General features: G+C 57.2%; 16 protein-coding genes. 14 read left to right on the plus strand and 2 right to left on the minus strand.

The annotated features are described in order from the left end of the window. The 6 genes from rplA to rpoC all read left to right on the plus strand — a co-directional run bounded on the left by rplA (position 1) and on the right by rpoC (position 11,052). On the plus strand, positions 1–699 hold the full coding sequence (rplA, locus tag GAL_RS01345) for a 50S ribosomal protein L1 (protein WP_014878906.1): 699 nt from the start codon (positions 1–3) through the stop codon (positions 697–699). Positions 700–1,144: 445 nt separating this feature from the next. Then, positions 1,145–1,663, plus strand: a complete 519-nt coding sequence (gene rplJ / locus GAL_RS01350) for a 50S ribosomal protein L10 (protein ID WP_040104246.1) — start codon at positions 1,145–1,147, stop codon at positions 1,661–1,663. Between the two features lie 81 nt (positions 1,664–1,744). Further along, a complete protein-coding gene (gene rplL, locus GAL_RS01355; RefSeq protein ID WP_024095811.1) occupies positions 1,745–2,119 on the plus strand; it encodes a 50S ribosomal protein L7/L12 in 375 nt (124 codons plus the stop codon). Between the two features lie 274 nt (positions 2,120–2,393). Continuing rightward, positions 2,394–6,530: a DNA-directed RNA polymerase subunit beta gene (rpoB, locus tag GAL_RS01360; RefSeq protein WP_024095812.1), complete on the plus strand. Its 4,137-nt coding sequence runs from the start codon at positions 2,394–2,396 to the stop codon at positions 6,528–6,530. A 6-nt stretch (positions 6,531–6,536) separates the two neighbouring features. Then, on the plus strand, positions 6,537–6,782 hold the full coding sequence (locus GAL_RS01365; RefSeq protein WP_024095813.1) for a hypothetical protein: 246 nt from the start codon (positions 6,537–6,539) through the stop codon (positions 6,780–6,782). Positions 6,783–6,810: 28 nt separating this feature from the next. Beyond that, positions 6,811–11,052, plus strand: a complete 4,242-nt coding sequence (rpoC, locus tag GAL_RS01370; RefSeq protein WP_024095814.1) for a DNA-directed RNA polymerase subunit beta' — start codon at positions 6,811–6,813, stop codon at positions 11,050–11,052. A 132-nt stretch (positions 11,053–11,184) separates the two neighbouring features. On the opposite strand, the gene GAL_RS01375 is transcribed toward rpoC, so the two are convergent. Continuing rightward, positions 11,185–12,447, minus strand: a complete 1,263-nt coding sequence (locus GAL_RS01375; RefSeq protein WP_024095815.1) for a DUF6161 domain-containing protein — start codon at positions 12,445–12,447, stop codon at positions 11,185–11,187. Between the two features lie 269 nt (positions 12,448–12,716). Between GAL_RS01375 and GAL_RS01385 the strand changes: the two genes are divergently transcribed. Both GAL_RS01385 and GAL_RS01390 read left to right on the plus strand, forming a co-directional pair. Continuing rightward, positions 12,717–13,541, plus strand: coding sequence for a glycosyltransferase (locus GAL_RS01385; RefSeq protein WP_040104279.1), 825 nt, complete (start codon positions 12,717–12,719; stop codon positions 13,539–13,541). Beyond that, the gene (locus GAL_RS01390) at positions 13,538–14,440 is read left to right on the plus strand and encodes a DMT family transporter (protein ID WP_024095817.1); all 903 of its coding nucleotides are present in this window, start codon (positions 13,538–13,540) and stop codon (positions 14,438–14,440) included. The genes GAL_RS01385 and GAL_RS01390 overlap by 4 nt, the downstream gene beginning before the upstream one ends. Before the next feature lie 6 nt (positions 14,441–14,446). Here GAL_RS01390 and GAL_RS01395 read toward each other — a convergent pair whose 3' ends face one another. Next, positions 14,447–15,223: a putative rhamnosyl transferase gene (locus tag GAL_RS01395; RefSeq protein WP_024095818.1), complete on the minus strand. Its 777-nt coding sequence runs from the start codon at positions 15,221–15,223 to the stop codon at positions 14,447–14,449. 414 nt (positions 15,224–15,637) lie between these two features. Here GAL_RS01395 and rpsL point away from each other — a divergent pair, with 414 nt between their 5' ends. The 6 genes from rpsL to GAL_RS01425 all read left to right on the plus strand — a co-directional run bounded on the left by rpsL (position 15,638) and on the right by GAL_RS01425 (position 20,954). Next, complete coding sequence (gene rpsL / locus GAL_RS01400) at positions 15,638–16,009, plus strand: 30S ribosomal protein S12 (RefSeq protein ID WP_005621086.1); 372 nt, start codon at positions 15,638–15,640, stop codon at positions 16,007–16,009. Between the two features lie 15 nt (positions 16,010–16,024). Further along, entirely contained in the window at positions 16,025–16,495 is a 471-nt protein-coding gene (gene rpsG / locus GAL_RS01405) for a 30S ribosomal protein S7 (protein ID WP_014876015.1), read from the plus strand. A gap of 18 nt (positions 16,496–16,513) precedes the next feature. Next, complete coding sequence (fusA, locus tag GAL_RS01410) at positions 16,514–18,631, plus strand: elongation factor G (RefSeq protein WP_024095819.1); 2,118 nt, start codon at positions 16,514–16,516, stop codon at positions 18,629–18,631. A 66-nt stretch (positions 18,632–18,697) separates the two neighbouring features. Continuing rightward, positions 18,698–19,873, plus strand: coding sequence for an elongation factor Tu (gene tuf / locus GAL_RS01415; protein WP_024095804.1), 1,176 nt, complete (start codon positions 18,698–18,700; stop codon positions 19,871–19,873). 261 nt (positions 19,874–20,134) lie between these two features. Continuing rightward, complete coding sequence (locus tag GAL_RS01420; RefSeq protein ID WP_024095820.1) at positions 20,135–20,581, plus strand: Panacea domain-containing protein; 447 nt, start codon at positions 20,135–20,137, stop codon at positions 20,579–20,581. Then, complete coding sequence (locus GAL_RS01425) at positions 20,550–20,954, plus strand: ABC transporter permease (RefSeq protein WP_024095821.1); 405 nt, start codon at positions 20,550–20,552, stop codon at positions 20,952–20,954. Before GAL_RS01420 ends, GAL_RS01425 begins: the two co-directional genes overlap by 32 nt. The last annotated feature ends 15 nt before the right edge of the window (positions 20,955–20,969 follow it).

Genomic DNA, 20,969 nt, shown 5'->3' on the forward strand with positions numbered 1-20,969 from the left:
ATGGCTAAGCTCGGTAAACGTACCCGCGCTGCGCGCGAAGCTTTCGCTGGCAAAGACAACCTGTCGGTGGAAGAAGCGGTCGCTCTGATCAAGGCGAACGCAAACGCTAAATTCGATGAAACCATCGAAATCGCCCTGAACCTCGGCGTTGACACCCGTCACGCAGACCAGATGGTTCGTGGCGTTATCGGTCTGCCCAACGGCACCGGCAAAGACATGCGTGTTGCTGTTTTCGCCCGTGGCGCAAAGGCTGACGAAGCCAAAGAAGCTGGCGCGGACATCGTCGGTGCAGAAGACCTGATGGAAACCATCCAGGGCGGCACCATCGACTTTGATCGCTGCATTGCAACCCCGGACATGATGCCGATCGTCGGCCGTCTGGGCAAAGTGCTTGGCCCTCGCAACCTGATGCCGAACCCCAAGGTTGGGACCGTGACCATGGACGTGAAAGCAGCCGTGGAAGCAGCCAAAGGCGGCGAAGTTCAGTTCAAGGCTGAAAAAGGCGGCGTAGTCCACGCAGGTGTTGGCAAAGCATCCTTCGACGAAGCCAAGCTGATCGAGAACGTCAAAGCGTTCATCTCGGCAGTTGCTAAGGCCAAGCCGGCTGGTGCCAAAGGCGCCTATATGAAGAAGATCGCTCTGTCCTCCACCATGGGTCCGGGCGTCACTGTTGACGTGGAAACCGCCGTTACCGAGTAATTTCGGCAGGCGGAGCGATGTCTTGGTGGTGCGCAATGCCGTGCTGCCGTAGATCGTACCCATTAGCGATAGACCGGGGGTCCCTTAAGGGATCCCCGGTTTTGCATTTTGGGGCTGTCCTTGCCTGGATTCCGACTGATCCCGCCCCTGTTGGGTCCTGAGGCAATTTTGCCCTTGGAAAACCCCTAAAATGGGACTAACTACGACCGCGAGATAAAGCGTGCGATTCGTCGTGCGCTTTATTTCATTTCGTCCAAGATGGTGGGTGGCCTGTCGATCGGGTCTTAATTTCCCTCCTGAGACGGGAACGACCAAAGGATCGAGGGAATTCCTACCCTCGGGTGATTTTGGCTCACCCCGTTAAAACGGACTTGAACGCCGGACAGAAATGTTCGGCACATCAATGAGCCGGGATGCGCAAGTGTCCCTAAACTTGGAGAGAACTGTGGATAGAGCCCAGAAAGAGAGAGTGGTCGAGGAACTCGGCCAAATCTTCGAAAGCTCTGGCGTGGTGGTCGTAGCCCACTACACCGGTCTGACAGTTGCAGAGATGCAGGATCTGCGGGCGCGCGCAAGCGAAGCCGGAAGCTCCGTGCGTGTTGCCAAGAACAGGCTCGCCAAAATCGCCCTCGAGGGTAAGCCGTGTGAAAGCATGTCTGACCTGCTGACAGGGATGACCGTTCTGACCTATTCCGAGGACCCCGTGGCAGCAGCCAAGGTGGCCGAGGGCTTCGCCAAGGAGAACAAGAAGTTCGAAATCCTTGGCGGTGCAATGGGCGAGAACGCTCTTGACCGTGCCGGCGTTGAAGCCGTGTCGAAAATGCCTTCGCGCGACGAGCTTATTGCTCAGATCGCAAGCATGCTCGGCGCACCTGCTTCCAACATCGCCGGTGCGATTGGCGCACCTGCAAGCAACATCGCAAGCATCCTTTCGACCATCGAAGAGAAGGCGGAAGCTGCGTAAGCGGTTGGCACTGAATGACTGGCGTCGGGCACCAGCCCGCACGTTGGAACACACACACTGTAAACGGAAAGAGCTGATAAAATGGCTGATCTGAAGAAACTGGCAGAAGACATCGTTGGTCTGACCCTGCTTGAAGCACAAGAACTGAAAACCATCCTGAAGGATGAGTATGGCATCGAGCCCGCAGCTGGCGGCGCTGTTGTCATGGCAGCTGGCGGCGACGCCGGTGGCTCAGCGGAAGAAGAAAAGACCGAATTTGACGTCGTTCTGAAAAACGCTGGTTCGTCCAAAATCAACGTGATCAAAGAAGTTCGCGGCATCACCGGTCTTGGCCTGAAAGAAGCCAAAGAGCTGGTCGAAGCTGGCGGCAAGATCAAAGAAGGCGTGGACAAAGCCGAAGCAGAAGACATCAAAGGCAAGCTGGAAGCAGCTGGCGCCGAAGTCGAGCTGGCCTAAGCTACGCGATACGGGACAACACTGGGGGTCGGTTTCGGCACCCTTTGAACATCCCGGAAATTTGGCTGGGCCCGGTGAAAACCGGGTCCAGCCGAACCTGTCTTAGAAAGGGCCCAAATCTATGGGCGTTTTTTCAGGCGAGGTTCAAAGGATCGGGAGGCCACCATTCGGGAAGGTGGTCATGAATTGATCCGAACACGCTGTCTCGTATGGGTAAGGTGCCGGGGCCCGGCGGCATCCTTGCTCAGTGAGAATTGGAAAGGTGACATCTGACATGGCTCAATCGTTCCTTGGCCAGAAACGTCTTCGCAAATACTACGGTAAAATCCGCGAAGTCCTGGACATGCCGAACCTCATCGAGGTCCAGAAATCTTCTTACGACCTCTTCCTGCGCTCTGGTGATGCAGAACAGCCGCTCGACGGCGAAGGCATCATGGGCGTGTTCCAGTCGGTATTCCCGATCAAGGACTTTAATGAGACGTCGGTTCTGGAATTCGTGAAATATTCCTTCGAGCGTCCGAAGTATGACGTCGAGGAATGCATGCAGCGCGACATGACCTACTCGGCTCCGCTGAAGGTCACATTGCGTCTGATCGTCTTTGATGTGGACGAAGATACCGGCGCCAAGTCGGTGAAGGACATCAAGGAACAGGACGTCTACATGGGCGACATGCCCCTGATGACGCCAAACGGCACTTTTGTGGTCAACGGCACCGAGCGTGTGATCGTATCCCAGATGCACCGTTCGCCGGGCGTGTTCTTTGATCACGACAAAGGCAAGACGCATTCTTCGGGCAAGCTGCTGTTTGCCTGCCGCATCATCCCGTATCGCGGCTCCTGGCTAGACTTCGAATTCGACGCCAAGGACATCGTCTTTGCGCGTATCGACCGTCGCCGCAAACTGCCTGTGACAACCCTGCTGTATGCCCTGGGTCTCGATCAGGAAGGCATCATGGATGCCTATTACAACACCGTGAACTTCAAGCTTGAGAAGAGCCGTGGCTGGGTCACGCCGTTCTTCCCCGAGCGCGTACGCGGCACCCGTCCGACCTATGATCTGGTTGACGCAGCCACTGGTGAGATCTTTGCCGAAGCGGGCAAGAAGGTCACGCCGCGCGCCGTCAAGAAGATGATCGACGAAGGCAACATCACCGACCTGTTGGTGCCCTTCGAGCATATCGTTGGCAAGTTTGTCGCCAAGGATATCATCAACGAAGAAAACGGCGCCATCTATGTCGAGGCCGGCGATGAGCTGACTCTCGAATACGACAAAGGCGGTGAGCTGATTGGCGGGACGGTCAAGGAACTGATCGATGCCGGTATCACCGACATCCCGGTTCTGGACATCGACAACATCAATGTCGGCCCCTACATGCGCAACACCATGGCGCAGGATAAAAATATGGGTCGCGACACTGCGCTCATGGATATCTACCGCGTCATGCGCCCGGGTGAGCCGCCGACCGTTGAAGCGGCCTCCGCGCTGTTTGACACGCTGTTCTTCGATTCCGAGCGTTATGACCTCTCCGCCGTTGGCCGTGTGAAGATGAACATGCGCCTTGCTCTGGATGCTGAGGACACTCAGCGGACCCTGCGCAAGGAAGACATCATCTCCTGCATCAAGGCGCTGGTTGAGCTGCGCGACGGCAAGGGCGACATCGACGACATCGACCACCTTGGCAACCGTCGTGTGCGCTCCGTTGGCGAACTGATGGAAAACCAGTACCGTGTCGGCCTTCTGCGTATGGAACGTGCGATCAAGGAACGGATGTCCTCCGTCGAGATCGATACTGTTATGCCGCAGGATCTGATCAACGCGAAACCGGCTGCTGCGGCTGTGCGTGAATTCTTCGGCTCCTCGCAGCTGTCGCAGTTCATGGACCAGACCAACCCGCTCTCCGAAGTGACGCACAAGCGTCGCCTCTCGGCGCTTGGGCCTGGCGGTCTGACCCGTGAGCGTGCTGGTTTTGAGGTGCGCGACGTTCACCCGACCCACTATGGTCGTATGTGTCCGATTGAGACACCGGAAGGCCCGAACATTGGTCTGATCAACTCGCTGGCGACCTTTGCCCGTGTGAACAAGTACGGTTTCATCGAAACACCTTACCGTGTCGTCAACGAGGCGAAGGTGACCGACGAAGTCCACTACATGTCCGCGACGGAAGAAATGCGTCACACCGTGGCGCAGGCGAACGCGACACTTGATGAAGATGGCAAGTTCATCAATGATCTGGTTTCGACCCGTCAGTCGGGCGACTACACTCTTGCCCCGCGTGAGAGCGTTGACCTGATCGACGTTTCGCCGAAGCAGTTGGTCTCCGTTGCGGCCTCGCTGATTCCGTTCCTTGAGAACGACGATGCGAACCGGGCTCTGATGGGTTCGAACATGCAACGTCAGGCGGTTCCGCTGCTGCGCGCAGAAGCACCGCTGGTCGGCACCGGCATCGAAGAGATCGTGGCACGGGATTCCGGCGCGGCCATTATGGCGAAGCGTGGCGGTATCATCGACCAGATCGACGCACAACGTATCGTGATCCGGGCGACCTCTGACCTCGAAATGGGCGACGCGGGTGTGGACATTTACCGCATGCGCAAGTTCCAGCGTTCGAACCAGAACACCTGCATCAACCAGCGTCCGCTGGTGAAGGTAGGCCAGGAAGTCCGCAAGGGCGAAGTGATTGCCGATGGTCCGTCCACCGATATGGGTGAACTGGCTCTGGGTAAAAACGTCGTCGTGGCCTTCATGCCCTGGAATGGCTACAACTACGAAGACTCCATCCTGATCTCCGAGCGCATCGCGCGTGACGACGTCTTCACCTCGATCCACATCGAAGAATTCGAAGTCGCAGCCCGTGATACCAAGCTTGGGCCGGAAGAGATCACCCGCGACATCCCCAACGTCGGTGAAGAAGCGCTGCGCAACCTCGACGAGGCAGGCATCGTTTACATCGGTGCGGATGTGGAACCGGGCGATATCCTCGTCGGTAAAATCACTCCGAAGGGCGAAAGCCCAATGACCCCGGAAGAAAAGCTGCTGCGCGCCATCTTTGGTGAAAAAGCATCTGACGTGCGCGACACTTCACTGCGCGTGAAGCCGGGTGACTACGGGACTGTGGTTGAGGTGCGTGTCTTCAACCGTCACGGCGTTGAGAAAGACGAGCGTGCGCTGCAGATCGAGCGTGAAGAAGTCGAGCGTCTGGCCCGTGACCGGGACGACGAGCTGGGCATTCTGGATCGCAACATCTACGCACGTCTGCGCGGCATGCTGCTGGGTAAAACTGCCGTCAAAGGCCCCAAAGGCATCAAGGCTGGTTCTGAAATCACTGAGGAGCTGCTGGAGACACTCAGCCGCGGCCAGTGGTGGATGCTGGCGTTGGAAGACGAGCAGAGCGCACAGGTCGTCGAGGCCCTGAACGAGCAGTACGAAGCACAGAAACGTGCTCTGGATGCCCGTTTTGAGGACAAGGTCGAGAAAGTGCGTCGTGGCGATGATCTGCCGCCGGGTGTGATGAAGATGGTCAAAGTCTTCATCGCTGTGAAGCGTAAGCTTCAGCCGGGCGACAAGATGGCTGGCCGTCACGGGAACAAAGGTGTGATCTCGAAAGTGGTGCCGATGGAGGACATGCCGTTCCTCGCCGATGGTACCCCGGTCGATTTCTGTCTGAACCCGCTCGGCGTTCCGTCGCGGATGAACGTTGGTCAGATCCTGGAAACCCACATGGGCTGGGCCGCACGCGGTCTGGGCATCAAAGTTGACGATGCGTTGCAGGACTATCGTCGCTCCGGCGACCTGACCCCGGTTCGTGAAGCGATGCACCATGCCTATGGTGACGACGTCTACGGTGAAGGTATTGCCGACATGACCGAGACCGATCTGGTCGAGGCCGCAGGCAATGTGACCCGTGGTGTGCCGATCGCGACACCTGTCTTTGACGGCGCCAAAGAGGCCGACGTCAACGACGCTCTGGTGCGCGCTGGCTTTGACACCTCCGGTCAGTCGATCCTGTTTGATGGCCGCACCGGCGAGCAGTTTGCCCGTCCTGTGACCGTTGGCATCAAGTACCTGCTGAAACTGCACCACCTGGTCGACGACAAGATCCACGCACGTTCGACCGGTCCGTACTCCCTCGTTACTCAGCAGCCGCTGGGTGGTAAGGCGCAGTTCGGTGGTCAGCGCTTTGGTGAGATGGAAGTCTGGGCTCTGGAAGCTTACGGCGCCGCCTACACCCTGCAGGAGATGCTCACCGTGAAATCGGATGACGTCGCAGGCCGGACCAAGGTCTATGAATCGATCGTCAAGGGCGAGGACAACTTTGAAGCGGGCGTACCGGAATCGTTCAACGTTCTGGTCAAGGAAGTCCGTGGTCTCGGCCTGAATATGGAACTCCTGGATGCGGAGGTTGAGGAGTGATCCGAGATGGCCGGTATGCCAACGATGGGTCAAATCTGGCTGTTGTTGCTTGTGGCAACAGCCGGGCTCATCCTCATCGGAGCGCTGATCGCTTTTTTGATCGCGCTGGCAAGGTATCGAGAGCCTTCGGAAGGTCTTTCTGTAATTGGCGTGAAAGGCTTGCTCAGAGAGTTCGCTTCCAGAACATGCAAAATTTCGTCGGCTCTGATCGTCCTAATTTTACTGATCTTAGCTTTGACCATGGCCGCCTGAACATGGCTGCTCGACAAGGAGCAAATAAATGAACCAGGAAATCACCAACAACCCGTTCAACCCGCTCACGCCGCCGAAGGTCTTTGATGAAATCAAAGTCTCGCTGGCATCGCCTGAGCGGATCTTGTCGTGGTCCTACGGCGAGATCAAAAAGCCGGAAACCATCAACTACCGTACGTTCAAGCCTGAACGTGACGGCCTGTTCTGTGCGCGTATCTTTGGCCCGATTAAAGACTACGAATGTCTCTGCGGCAAATATAAGCGCATGAAGTATCGCGGCGTTGTCTGCGAAAAATGCGGTGTGGAAGTCACCCTGCAAAAGGTCCGCCGCGAGCGTATGGGCCACATCGAACTGGCGTCGCCGGTTGCGCATATCTGGTTCCTCAAGTCGCTGCCGTCGCGCATCGGCCTGATGCTGGACATGACTCTGCGCGATCTGGAGCGGGTTCTGTATTTCGAAAACTACGTTGTCATCGAGCCGGGTCTGACCGACCTCACCTACGGCCAGATGATGACCGAAGAAGAATACATGGACGCTCAGGACCAGTTCGGCATGGACGCCTTCACCGCCAACATCGGCGCTGAAGCGATCCGTGAAATGCTGGCCGCGATCGATCTGGAAGCTGAAGCCGAGCATCTGCGCGCAGAGCTGGCCGAAGCCACAGGCGAGCTGAAGCCCAAGAAGATCATCAAACGCCTGAAGGTGGTTGAGAGCTTCCTGGAATCCGGCAACCGCCCGGAATGGATGGTCATGACCGTCATTCCCGTGATCCCGCCAGAACTGCGCCCGCTGGTGCCGCTGGATGGGGGCCGTTTCGCGACCTCCGACCTGAACGATCTGTATCGTCGCGTGATCAACCGGAACAACCGTTTGAAGCGCCTGATTGAGCTGCGCGCGCCTGACATCATCGTCCGCAACGAAAAGCGGATGTTGCAGGAGTCGGTCGACGCTCTGTTCGACAACGGCCGTCGTGGCCGCGTGATCACCGGCGCCAACAAGCGTCCGCTGAAATCGCTGTCCGACATGCTGAAAGGCAAGCAGGGTCGCTTCCGTCAGAACCTTTTGGGCAAACGCGTCGACTTCTCCGGTCGTTCGGTCATTGTGACCGGCCCTGAGCTGAAGCTGCATCAATGCGGTCTGCCCAAGAAGATGGCGCTCGAACTGTTCAAGCCCTTCATCTATTCGCGTCTGGAGGCCAAAGGTCTGTCCTCCACCGTGAAGCAGGCGAAGAAGCTGGTCGAAAAAGAGCGCCCCGAAGTTTGGGATATCCTCGACGAGGTGATCCGCGAACATCCTGTCATGCTGAACCGTGCGCCGACGCTGCACCGTCTTGGCATTCAGGCGTTTGAACCCACGCTGATCGAAGGTAAAGCTATCCAGCTGCACCCGCTGGTTTGCTCGGCGTTCAACGCGGACTTCGACGGTGACCAGATGGCGGTTCACGTGCCGCTGAGCCTTGAGGCCCAGCTGGAAGCGCGCGTCCTGATGATGTCCACGAACAACGTTTTGTCGCCCGCCAACGGCGCGCCGATCATCGTTCCATCGCAGGATATGATCCTGGGTCTCTACTATGTGACCCTGGAACGCGAAGGCATGCCGGGTGAAGGCAAAGTGTTCGGTACCATCGACGAAGTTCAGCACGCGCTGGACGCAGGCGAGGTGCATCTGCACACCAAAATCACCGCGCGGATCACTCAGATCGACGAAGAAGGCAACGAGGTTCTCAAGCGTTTTGAGACCACCCCGGGCCGGGTCCGTCTGGGCGCGCTGCTGCCGAAGAACGTCAAGGCACCGTTTGAACTGGTGAACCGTCTTCTGCGGAAGAAAGAGGTTCAGCAGGTCATCGACACCGTCTACCGTTACTGTGGTCAGAAAGAGTCCGTGATCTTCTGTGACCAGATCATGACCATGGGCTTCCGTGAAGCGTTCAAGGCGGGCATTTCGTTCGGCAAGGACGACATGGTGATCCCCGACACCAAATGGACGCTGGTCGATGAGACCCGCGATCAGGTGAAGGACTTCGAACAGCAGTACATGGACGGCCTGATCACTCAGGGTGAAAAGTACAACAAAGTTGTCGATGCCTGGTCGAAGTGTAACGACAAAGTCACCGATGCGATGATGGGCACCATCTCCGCAGACAAGCGCAACGAGGCTGGCGCCGTGATGGAACCGAACTCGGTTTACATGATGGCTCACTCCGGTGCGCGTGGCTCGGTTACCCAGATGAAACAGCTGGGCGGTATGCGCGGCCTGATGGCGAAGCCGAATGGCGACATCATCGAGACCCCGATCATCTCGAACTTTAAAGAAGGTCTGACCGTTCTCGAGTACTTCAACTCGACTCACGGTGCCCGTAAGGGTCTGTCGGATACCGCTCTGAAGACGGCGAACTCGGGTTACCTGACCCGTCGTCTGGTTGACGTGGCACAGGATTGCATCGTGCGCGATCGTGACTGTGGCACTGAGGCTGCAATTACTGCTGAGGCCGCGGTCAACGACGGTGAGGTTGTGGCGTCGCTTGGCGAGCGTATTCTGGGCCGTGTTGCGGCAGAGGATATCAAGAAGCCGGGCACCGATGAGATCATCGTCGCCGTGGGCCAGCTGATCGACGAGCGCATGGCAGATGCAGTGGAAGAGGCCGGCGTTCAGTCGACCCGTATCCGCTCGCCGCTGACCTGTGAGGCCGAAGAAGGCGTTTGCGCCCAGTGCTATGGCCGTGACCTGGCCCGTGGTACGCAGGTGAACACCGGTGAAGCTGTCGGCATCATCGCCGCGCAGTCGATCGGTGAACCCGGTACACAGCTGACGATGCGGACCTTCCACATCGGCGGCGTTGCTCAGGGTGGCCAGCAGTCCTTCCTTGAAGCCTCGCAAGAGGGCAAGATCGTCTTCGAGATGCCGCAGACCCTGGAAAACGCCAACGGCGAGACCCTGGTTGTTGGTCGGAACATGAAGCTGATCATTCAGGACGAGCACGGTGAAGAGCGCGCCAGCCACAAGCTGGGTTACGGCTCCAAGCTGTTCGTCAAGGAAGGTCAGACCGTGGCCCGTGGCGACAAGCTGTTCGAATGGGATCCCTACACCCTGCCGATCATCGCCGAGAAACCCGGTACCGCAAAATATGTGGACCTGGTCTCCGGTATCGCCGTGCGGGATGAGACCGACGAAGCCACGGGCATGACCCAGAAGATCGTGATCGACTGGCGTGCGGCTCCGAAGGGCTCCGATCTCAAGCCGGAAATCATCCTGGTGGATGGCGATGGCGAGCCGGTGCGCAGCGATGCGGGGAACCCGCTGACCTATCCTATGTCCGTGGACGCCATCCTGTCGGTCGAAGACGGCCAGCAGATCATGGCAGGTGACGTTGTCGCGCGTATCCCGCGTGAAGGCGCCAAGACCAAGGACATTACCGGTGGTCTGCCGCGTGTTGCGGAACTGTTCGAAGCCCGTCGTCCGAAGGACCACGCGATCATCGCCGAAATCGATGGTTACGTGCGCTTTGGCCGCGACTACAAGAACAAGCGCCGCATCTCGATCGAGCCTGCTGATGAGTCGATGGAGCCCGTCGAATACATGGTGCCCAAGGGCAAGCACATTCCTGTTCAGGAAGGTGACTTCGTCCAGAAGGGTGACTACATCATGGACGGCAACCCGGCGCCGCATGACATCCTGTCCATCATGGGTGTCGAGGCTCTGGCGAACTACATGATCGACGAGGTTCAGGACGTCTATCGCCTGCAGGGTGTGAAGATCAACGACAAGCACATCGAGGTGATCGTTCGCCAGATGCTGCAAAAGTGGGAGATCTCCGACTCTGGTGACACCACACTGCTCAAGGGTGAGCATGTGGATAAACAGGAGTACGACACTGCCAATGAGAAGGCGCTGGCCCGTGGCAAGCGTCCTGCTCAGGGTGAGCCGATCCTCTTGGGTATCACCAAGGCGTCGCTGCAGACCCGCTCCTTCATCTCGGCGGCCTCCTTCCAGGAGACCACCCGTGTCCTGACCGAGGCTTCGGTGCAGGGCAAGAAGGACAAGCTGGTTGGCCTGAAAGAGAACGTCATCGTGGGTCGCCTGATCCCGGCCGGTACCGGTGGCGCCACCCAGCGGGTGCGCAACATCGCCCAGTCGCGTGACAATGTCGTCCTTGACGCACGCCGTGAGGAGGCCGAAGCTGCTGCCGCACTGGCCGCGCCGTCGATGGATGACGTCGCCACCGAGGACACCCTCGATAATCTGGTGGAAACCCCAGAGAGCCGCGACTGATCCACGCTGATCTGAACAAGAAAGCCCCCCGCAACTCCTGTTGCGGGGGGCTTTTGTTTGGAGGTGTCCGCAAACCATGATGGCCCGCTCCGCGGACAAAACGGTCATTCGTTGCGGACGCCCTTGACGGTCTTAAGAACGACTTAGAATCTTCGAGATTGCGGCGGAAATTGAAGGGTCGAAGCCGCCATCTTCGTTCTTAATGATCCCATCCGGTGTGGGCCTAAACAACGCGGCGAGCACGATATTCTCGTTTTCTTTGGCAATCGATTTGTCTTGGGTGATGGCGGCGAAGGACTTCGCAAATGCTGTTTTTTCTTCTGCATCAAGGCTGAGATGACGTTCGCTGAGGAACATTCGGTACTGCAGCCTCGTGGCCCAAAGCAGCACTGAGAACGTCACGAGCAAACTTGCGGCTAAGACTGGCCCTTCGTAGCTGAATACAATTTCACAGGACTGGGCGCCGTTTTGAATAGTGCAGACCTCTCGCGTAAAAGATGCAGCGATCTGATCACCGAAACTGACGGCTGTGCCAACTGCTGTGGCAACAGTTACTCCACCTAGGCCGAAAAACCACCTTAACGCGGAAACAGACCGATTGCTGTGCTGTACAGCCCTTTTGCCCCATAGAACAACCGGTGCATCGAGTTCCATATGCTGGCGATACTGCTCAATCATCTCCTCAAATTTGACCATTTGTTCATCGAATTGCTTGGCTCGAGAGTCTCCGGCGCGCGCAAATTCTCGCCCCCGACGCTCTTCGAGATAACTAAACACCCTGAAAAGTCTTCCAAATTGTTCGGTATTATGGTCGTTGGCCGCCGCGCCTTCATCGATCAGATCGTGAACTCTAGATAGCTCATTTTCAGCCTGATCTGTTACAGCCTTTATCCCCTGTAGGTCGCTAACATTGGGTACAATCGGCAATACCGCGCCAAGTGCTTGAAGCACAATTCTTCCCTGCTCGAGACTCTGCAAGTTCTTTTGGTGGCTGTTAGCTATCTGCAAGGACCGGCTGTCAACCATAAAGGCCGCAAGCACGTTGATCGCAATTGCAGACCTATCGTTCCCAAAGAGACCGAGAATTGCCGAACCTTCCGGGGACGTACTGGGCGGCGGTAAAGCTAGGGCCTTGCGATTGCCATCGGCCTTTTCATTGAACCTCTCCACATCTTCAATGAAATTTTGCAATTCGGTTATCGCCGCTACAATTTGATTGAGACTCAACGGGCTATTGTTTGGGCCTCGAACGTTCAAAGTGAAACTTCCGCCTTGCGGGGCTTTCAGCATCGACGACCAGGCTTTTGCTTCTCTGTCCAAGTAGTCTCTTACGGCTTTTTGTGATTTAAATTTCACACAGGGGAAATCTTTGTAGGAAATTTTATGATTGGCCAAATGATCTCTCCAAAAATCGACGATAAATATAGCAGCCCATCACGACATGGATTCAGTTGCATTGGCAAGATGGCAATGCGCATGTCGGGCTCGAAGCGGACCAACGCGATTTGCGGACATTACTTTTTTCGGTGCAGCGGCTTCGGTTGCGGGCCGACCGCGCTGTCGCCGGGCGGGGCGATTTATGATCTTTCCAATGAGCTGTAGGAATGATCTTTTGCGCTCAACACCGCCCGGTCCATCCGGGCTGCGATTGGGGGCGCTTGGATATGGATATCAAACTCAGCATTGTCGGCCTTGTGCGCTTTTCCGTGCTGACCCCGACTTACTACTCCGAACGGTTCGCGACCCTTGAGGACACTGCTGCCCATCTCTTTGCGCCAGAGCGGATGGAGTTGCGGTTTCGGGTGTTCGAACGGCTGTGTCTGCGGTCCCTGTTGCGGCAGAGCGATCAGGGGTTTCACCTCATCGTTCTCACGGCCGAAGATATGCCAGAGCCTTATCTGGAGCGTCTGTCGGCCCTCTTGGATTCTGCCGACCATATTACGCTTATGCCGGTGGGTCCGGGTGTCCATTACAAGATGTTGAAACAGGGGTACAATGCCGTCCCGGTTGGCGATGCGACTCATCGGCTGATGTTCCGGCTGGATGACGATGATGCGGTGGATCTGGATTATATCGCGCGCAATCGTCGCCTTGCCATGGGGATGATCCCGCTACAGGGCGCGGATACCCCCTTCATCCTTGCCAATAATCGTGGCCTCTATCTGCGGCGGACCGAAGGGAGGGATGGTCCCGAGGATGAGATCTTCGATGCCTGTGAAAAGGCGCCGCTGTCGGTAGGGGCCGCATTGGTGGCACCGGTGGGGTACGGGGCAAATCCCTACCGCTATAACCATCGCCGCTATGCGCAGCATTGGAATACGTTCTCGGATATCTCCACCCCGGGATTTCTGCGCACTATTCATGGGGATAACAAATCCAATCCGGCGCAGATGGGGATCACCCATAAATTGTCCGAGGCTGAAATCGCCAGCGAACTCGATCGCCATTTCGCGATGACGCCCGATCAGCTGCGCGACGTGTTGCCATGATCTCCCGGCTGACAGGTAATCAGCTCGGCGCGCTGTTGATGGTGGGAAGCATGGCGGGTTTCACCCTTAACGACGGGATGGTCAAACTTGCCGGGCAAAGCCTGCCGCTCTCGCAGATCCTTGTGGTGCGCGGTGTTGCGGTCAGCCTGCTGATCTATGCGCTGGCGCGGAGCTATGGCGGCCTGCGTTTGTCGCTGACGCGGCGCGACTGGGCCTTGGTTGCCGGGCGCAGCCTAGCCGAGATTGCCACCACCTATTTCTTTCTCAGCGCACTGCTGACGCTGCCGATTGCAAATGTGACGGCGATCTTGCAGATGCTGCCGCTCACGGTGACGCTGGCAGCCGTACTCTTTTTTGGCGAGACGGTCGGCTGGCGCAGGGCCACAGCCATCGGTGCGGGGTTCCTGGGCATGCTGTTGATCGTGCGCCCCGGCACTGACGGGTTTGATACAGGCACCGGTTACGCGCTTGCGGCGGTTCTCTGCATTACGGCCCGTGACCTCTTTACCCGGCGTATGTCGGCGGCGGTGCCGTCGCTGACGGTCACATTGATGGCAGCTGTGTCGGTGTTGGTGTTTGGCCTCGGGCTTGGCCTGCAGGAGACATGGCAGTCGCTGACCCTCCCGACCACGCTGATCCTGCTGTTGGCCGCGGGCTGTATCTTTATCGGCTATCTGTTTTCAGTGATGGTGATGCGGGTAGGTGATGTGGCGGCGGTCTCGCCGTTTCGCTACACGGGCCTGCTTTGGGCGCTGCTCTTGGGGTGGCTGATGTTTGACAGTTGGCCCGACGCCCTGACGCTGTTTGGTGCCGCTATTGTTGTAGCCGCCGGTGTGTTCAGCCTGCTGCGCGAACGCCCTCGCCGCAGGACCAGCTCGGATCTGTCGCCACCGGAATAGCCCCAGTCAGGATTGGATCGCAAAGCGCGCATCAAACTCGCCCACCTGTTCCGGGGTGAGCCGAGATAGCTCTGGCTCCTTTGCGCCATTCTGCCGGGAATCATTGGAGCTATTGAGCGTGCGTACGAACATCGGCGCATCCGGGATGGTGATGCTGGGCATGAAACGGGCAATCTTGTGGTGGGCGAAGTTCATGATGCTTTGTTGGCAGCCCCCCGCCACATACATGCCCATAGCGGCGACGAAATATGGACGGTGAACCTCAGCGGCAAAAATCCCATCGGGTTCAAAACGAGCGGTAAACCCCTTGCAGAAGTCAATTGCCAGCGTCTGGTTCCGCGCGATCAGCGGCTGGCAGTCCTGAGCGGTCTGTCGCAGCCGTTCGACAAAATCGACTGATACCGCATCATCGTCATCATGGCGAAACTGCAAACAGGGGGCGCCCGGGTCATGGCGCGCGTCATTCAGCACCTGTTTCATCACTTGCCGGTGCGGGCCGGGGGGCAGGGCACGGATCTCCACCTGCGGCATATCCGCAGTCAACGCGCGCAGTCGCGCGACATGTACCGCCGATAGGCTGTCGCCGATGACAATCACCAGCGTGAAATCCGGATCAGTCTGGGCGCGCAGGCAGGGCAGGGCGACCCGCTCCAGCAGTTGAAACCGTTCTTCCATCCGGGTCTCTGCATAGAGATAGGCAATCCGCGCCTCCAGACTGTCGTGTTCCACCTGAAAGCCGCCGATCGCGGGGTAGGAAAACCGGCATAGACCTATGACCTGCATCACTGTAGACCCTCACATCTGCGGCTTTCATCTATCGCCGCTCATTGTCCGCGACTATGCACCGCGCAGGTTGTGCGGACAAGCAAGCCGCGCCTATCGGTTTCGATGCAGTGCGTGTTACGCCTGTCCGAGCTGAACGCACCGGTGGGCGCTGTTGACATCCCGTGCGACTCCCCATATACGCCCGCCTATCCGGCACCCGGGGGTCGCCCCAAAAGCCGATATCAAAATCTAAGTGGCCCAAGATCTCGTGCGCCTATTTGTGCGGATCCTCTGTAAACCCACCGCGTCGTTTACCTCGGAATGGAAACGATTGCGGTTTTTGCGCTTGCGGACGCGTAAGTGCGACGAATTTAGCCGTACGTTCAAGGACGTGCATGACACATGTGTTGTTGAGACGGGGAAAGAACCGGAATGCCAACGATCCAACAGCTGATCCGCAAGCCGCGGCAGCCGAAAGTAAAACGCTCTAAGTCCATGCACCTGGAACAGTGCCCGCAAAAGCGCGGCGTCTGCACCCGTGTGTATACCACCACACCGAAGAAACCGAACTCCGCTATGCGGAAAGTTGCGAAGGTCCGCCTGACCAACGGTTTCGAAGTGATCTCCTACATCCCGGGTGAAAGCCACAACCTTCAGGAACACTCCGTGGTTCTGATCCGTGGCGGCCGTGTAAAAGACCTTCCCGGTGTCCGTTACCACATTCTGCGTGGTGTTCTGGATACCCAGGGCGTCAAAGACCGTAAGCAACGCCGTTCGAAGTACGGCGCGAAGCGTCCTAAATAAGAAGGATATTGATAAATGTCTCGCCGTCACGCTGCTGAGAAACGCGAAGTCCTGCCCGACGCCAAGTTTGGCGACCGCGTTCTGACCAAATTCATGAACAACCTGATGATCGATGGTAAAAAATCGGTCGCAGAAAGCATCGTTTACAACGCATTCGATCGCGTTGAATCGAAAATCAAACGTGCCCCCGTGGAAGTGTTCCACGAAGCCCTGGACAACGTGAAGCCTTCCGTCGAAGTGCGTTCGCGTCGTGTGGGTGGTGCAACCTACCAGGTGCCCGTTGAAGTGCGCCCTGAGCGCCGTGAAGCCCTGGCGATCCGCTGGCTGATCAAAGCGGCCCGCGCTCGCAACGAAAACACCATGGAAGAACGCCTCGCCGGTGAACTGCTGGACGCCGTACAGTCCCGCGGTACCGCCGTGAAGAAGCGCGAAGACACCCACAAGATGGCAGAGGCCAACAAAGCCTTCTCCCATTATCGCTGGTAAGCTAGGGGACCCAAACCTATGGCACGCGAATATCCGCTCGAACTATACCGTAACTTCGGTATCATGGCGCACATCGACGCAGGTAAAACCACCTGCTCCGAGCGCATCCTGTATTACACCGGCAAATCCCACAACATTGGTGAGGTGCACGATGGTGCAGCCACCATGGACTGGATGGAGCAGGAGCAGGAACGCGGGATCACCATCACTTCGGCTGCGACCACCACTTTCTGGGAACGCACCGAAGACGGTCAGACCGCTGACTCGCCGAAGCACCGCCTGAACATCATCGACACCCCCGGCCACGTTGACTTCACCATTGAAGTTGAGCGTTCGCTGGCGGTTCTCGACGGTGCTGTCTGTGTTCTGGACGCCAACGCCGGTGTTGAACCCCAGACCGAAACCGTGTGGCGTCAGGCTGACCGCTACAAGGTTCCGCGTATGGTGTTCGTCAACAAGATGGACAAAATCGGCGCTGACTTCTTCAACTGCGTCAACATGATCGAAGACCGCACCGGTGCCCGCGCGGTTCCGGTTGGTATTCCGATCGGCGCAGAGACCGAGCTGGAAGGCCTGGTTGATCTGGTCAACATGGAAGAATGGCTGTGGCAGGGTGAGGACCTTGGCGCGTCGTGGATCAAATCTCCGATCCGTGACAGCCTGAAAGACATGGCCGACGAATGGCGCGGCAAGATGATCGAAGCGGCCGTCGAAATGGACGACGACGCGATGGAAGCCTACCTGGAAGGCGAAGAGCCTGACGTGGCAACTCTGCGCAAACTGCTGCGCAAGGGTACTCTGGAGCTGGCATTTGTGCCTGTTCTGGGCGGCTCCGCGTTCAAGAACAAAGGCGTTCAGCCTCTGCTCAACGCTGTGATCGACTATCTGCCCAGCCCGCTGGACGTTGTTGACTACATGGGCTTCAAACCCGGTGACGAAACCGAAACCCGTGACATCGCCCGCCGTGCGGACGACGACATGGCGTTCTCGGGTCTGGCGTTCAAAATCATGAACGACCCCTTCGTCGGCTCGCTGACCTTCACCCGGATCTACTCCGGTGTGCTGAACAAGGGCGACACGCTGCTGAACTCGACCAAAGGTCGTAAAGAGCGCGTTGGCCGGATGATGATGATGCACTCCAACGACCGTGAGGAAATCACGGAAGCGTTTGCAGGCGACATCATCGCACTGGCAGGTCTGAAAGACACCACAACCGGTGACACGCTCTGCGCCGTCAACGATCCTGTGGTTCTGGAAACCATGACCTTCCCCGATCCGGTGATCGAGATCGCGGTTGAGCCGAAAACCAAGGCCGACCAGGAGAAAATGTCCCAGGGTCTGCAGCGTCTTGCTGCTGAGGATCCGTCCTTCCGCGTGGAGACCGACATCGAGTCCGGTCAGACCATCATGAAGGGCATGGGCGAACTTCACCTGGACATCCTGGTTGATCGTCTGAAGCGTGAATTCAAGGTCGAAGCCAACATCGGTGCGCCGCAGGTTGCCTACCGTGAGACCATCGGTCACGAAGTCGAACACACCTACACCCACAAGAAACAGTCGGGTGGTTCGGGTCAGTTCGGCGAAGTGAAGATGATCATCTCGCCGACAGAGCCTGGCGAAGGTTACTCCTTCGAATCCCGTATCGTTGGTGGTGCGGTTCCGAAGGAATACATCCCCGGTGTTGAAAAGGGCGTTCAGTCCGTCATGGATAGCGGCCCGCTGGCTGGCTTCCCCGTGATCGACTTCAAGGTTGCTCTGATCGACGGTAAGTTCCACGACGTTGACTCCAGCGTTCTGGCCTTCGAAATCGCGGCACGTATGTGTATGCGTGAAGGCATGCGCAAAGCTGGCGCCAAGATGCTGGAACCGATCATGAAGGTGGAAGTTATCACGCCTGAGGATTACACCGGTGGTATCATCGGCGATTTGACCTCGCGTCGTGGTCAGGTGACCGGCCAGGAACCCCGTGGCAACGCAATTGCGATCGATGCATTTGTGCCGCTGGCGAATATGTTCGGCTACATCAACACCCTGCGTTCGATGAGCTCGGGCCGCGCCCAGTTCACCATGCAGTTCGATCACTACGATCCGGTTCCGCAGAACATCTCTGACGAGATCCAGGCAAAATTCGCATAAGCGAACAGATATTGAGGGGTTCGCGCCACGGCGCGTGCCCTTCTCAACACGAAAAGGAGGCCTCTCATGGCTAAGGAAAAGTTTGAACGTACAAAACCGCACGTCAACATCGGCACCATCGGCCACGTTGACCACGGCAAGACCACGCTGACCGCAGCGATCACCAAGTATTTTGGTGACTTCAAAGCCTACGACCAGATCGACGGCGCACCTGAAGAGAAAGCGCGCGGGATCACCATCTCGACCGCGCACGTGGAATATGAGACCGAAGGCCGTCACTACGCCCACGTCGACTGCCCCGGCCACGCTGACTATGTGAAGAACATGATCACCGGTGCGGCGCAGATGGACGGCGCGATCCTGGTTGTGAACGCTGCTGACGGCCCGATGCCGCAGACCCGTGAGCACATCCTCTTGGGCCGCCAGGTTGGCATCCCGAAGATGGTCGTGTTCATGAACAAAGTGGACCAGGTTGACGACGAAGAGCTCCTTGAGCTGGTCGAAATGGAAATCCGCGAGCTGCTGTCGTCCTACGACTACCCCGGCGACGATATCCCGATCATCGCAGGTTCCGCTCTGGCGGCGATGGAAGGCAACAAGCCTGAAATCGGCGAAGAGAAAATCAAGGAACTGATGGCGGCTGTTGACGATTACATCGACACCCCAGAGCGCGCTGTTGACCAGCCGTTCCTGATGCCGATCGAAGACGTGTTCTCGATCTCTGGCCGTGGTACCGTTGTGACCGGTCGTGTTGAGCGCGGCGTGATCAACGTTGGCGACTCGATCGAAATCGTTGGTATCCGTGACACCTCCACCACCACCTGTACCGGTGTGGAAATGTTCCGCAAGCTGCTGGATCGTGGTGAAGCAGGCGACAACATCGGCGCACTGCTGCGCGGTGTCGACCGTGACGGCGTTGAGCGTGGTCAGGTTCTGTGTAAGCCGGGTTCCGTGAAGCCGCACACCAAGTTCGAAGCTGAGGCCTATATCCTCACCAAAGAAGAAGGTGGTCGTCACACCCCGTTCTTCGCGAACTACCGTCCGCAGTTCTACTTCCGCACCACCGACGTGACCGGCACCGTGACCCTGCCTGAGGGCACCGAGATGGTTATGCCGGGCGACAACCTGAAGTTCGACGTTGAACTGATCGCGCCGATCGCGATGGAGCAGGGCCTGCGCTTCGCGATCCGCGAAGGCGGCCGCACCGTCGGCGCCGGCGTTGTGTCCAAAATCACTGAGTAAGACGGCTTTGCCGTCTGGCGGGCGGCAGTTGGTTTTGCACAGCAAAATCAATGAGAGCCCGCACAGGTGAGATGATAGAAAGGGCCTCCCTTGGGAGGCCCTTTTTGTTTGGGTGCAGTATTTGCACGCTCGATCAAAATTTTTGACACTTGTTCACTTATTGTTCTAAGGTTGTACCTTGGTTCTTGTTATTGACGGAAAAAGTTTCCATATATGGTTTGCATTCTTGTGGAAGGATGAAGCCTTGGAGGATCGCTAGACATGGCTGCGCGGTTAGAAAGTGTTGCCAAGTACATTTGCGAGAAGTCGGGTTGGAATATTTCTAATCTGCAGCTTCAGAAGCTGATGTATCTGGCTCAGATGATTTACATGGGTAGAACTGGGGGGAAGCGCCTGTTCGAAGGAGACTTCGAAGCATGGGACTATGGTCCCGTAGAGCCGAATTTGTATCACAAGGTGAAAGTCTTTGGCTCCAGCTCTGTGCAAGATATTTTCAGAAATGCCTTGGGCTTTAAGGATGGTGACAAGCGACGCAAAGTTATGGACGACGTTTCTAAAAGGTTTTTGAAATTTTCGGCTGGTGACCTAGTGGAGATTACCCACTGGGACGAAGGCGCTTGGGCTAAGAGCTATATTCCAAACGCACGTAATGTGCCTATTCCCGACGAGGACATTCTTGACGAGTATCGAAAACGAAACGCCGCCTGAGAATGATCTGGAGGCATTTAAACCTGGCCCGCCGCAGCATCGGATCGATGACAAAGCTGCGGTACTCGAAAGGGAGATTCAGGACCTCAAAGTCGGATTTAGGCGAGAGAGATTTCTGTACTACTTTATCATACAAGGGTTAATTCTTGGTGTGGTTGGTCCTCACTTGCCAGGGGCTGTTTTTGGAGTGCTTATAGTCTTTTGCCTGTTGTTCTCCATCGGGTTGGCTAAGTTTTTGGATTTTCCTTGGATTGTCCTTCATTTGGAGAGGTGGGAGCAATTGCTCTACGACGGAGCCAAGAAGAGGATTCTTGGCCCCCCTGAGAGTGAAGTAACAACGGAACCTTTGGATAACGGTGACGAGAACGTTTGAGCTTCAATGGAGGAA

Source organism: Phaeobacter gallaeciensis DSM 26640, from assembly GCF_000511385.1.
In the GTDB taxonomy this organism is placed as follows: domain Bacteria; phylum Pseudomonadota; class Alphaproteobacteria; order Rhodobacterales; family Rhodobacteraceae; genus Phaeobacter; species Phaeobacter gallaeciensis.

What these genes read in the sequence shown, in the direction of transcription:
- rplA (WP_014878906.1), top strand. Translation starts at nt 1, where the DNA reads ATGGCTAAGCTCGGTAAACGTACCCGCGCTGCGCGCGAAGCTTTCGCT.
- rplL (WP_024095811.1), top strand. Translation starts at nt 1,745, where the DNA reads ATGGCTGATCTGAAGAAACTGGCAGAAGACATCGTTGGTCTGACCCTG.
- rpoB (WP_024095812.1), top strand. Translation starts at nt 2,394, where the DNA reads ATGGCTCAATCGTTCCTTGGCCAGAAACGTCTTCGCAAATACTACGGT.
- GAL_RS01365 (WP_024095813.1), top strand. Translation starts at nt 6,537, where the DNA reads ATGGCCGGTATGCCAACGATGGGTCAAATCTGGCTGTTGTTGCTTGTG.
- rpoC (WP_024095814.1), top strand. Translation starts at nt 6,811, where the DNA reads ATGAACCAGGAAATCACCAACAACCCGTTCAACCCGCTCACGCCGCCG.
- GAL_RS01385 (WP_040104279.1), top strand. Translation starts at nt 12,717, where the DNA reads ATGGATATCAAACTCAGCATTGTCGGCCTTGTGCGCTTTTCCGTGCTG.
- GAL_RS01390 (WP_024095817.1), top strand. Translation starts at nt 13,538, where the DNA reads ATGATCTCCCGGCTGACAGGTAATCAGCTCGGCGCGCTGTTGATGGTG.
- GAL_RS01395 (WP_024095818.1), bottom strand. Translation starts at nt 15,223, where the DNA reads ATGCAGGTCATAGGTCTATGCCGGTTTTCCTACCCCGCGATCGGCGGC.
- rpsL (WP_005621086.1), top strand. Translation starts at nt 15,638, where the DNA reads ATGCCAACGATCCAACAGCTGATCCGCAAGCCGCGGCAGCCGAAAGTA.
- rpsG (WP_014876015.1), top strand. Translation starts at nt 16,025, where the DNA reads ATGTCTCGCCGTCACGCTGCTGAGAAACGCGAAGTCCTGCCCGACGCC.
- fusA (WP_024095819.1), top strand. Translation starts at nt 16,514, where the DNA reads ATGGCACGCGAATATCCGCTCGAACTATACCGTAACTTCGGTATCATG.
- tuf (WP_024095804.1), top strand. Translation starts at nt 18,698, where the DNA reads ATGGCTAAGGAAAAGTTTGAACGTACAAAACCGCACGTCAACATCGGC.
- GAL_RS01420 (WP_024095820.1), top strand. Translation starts at nt 20,135, where the DNA reads ATGGCTGCGCGGTTAGAAAGTGTTGCCAAGTACATTTGCGAGAAGTCG.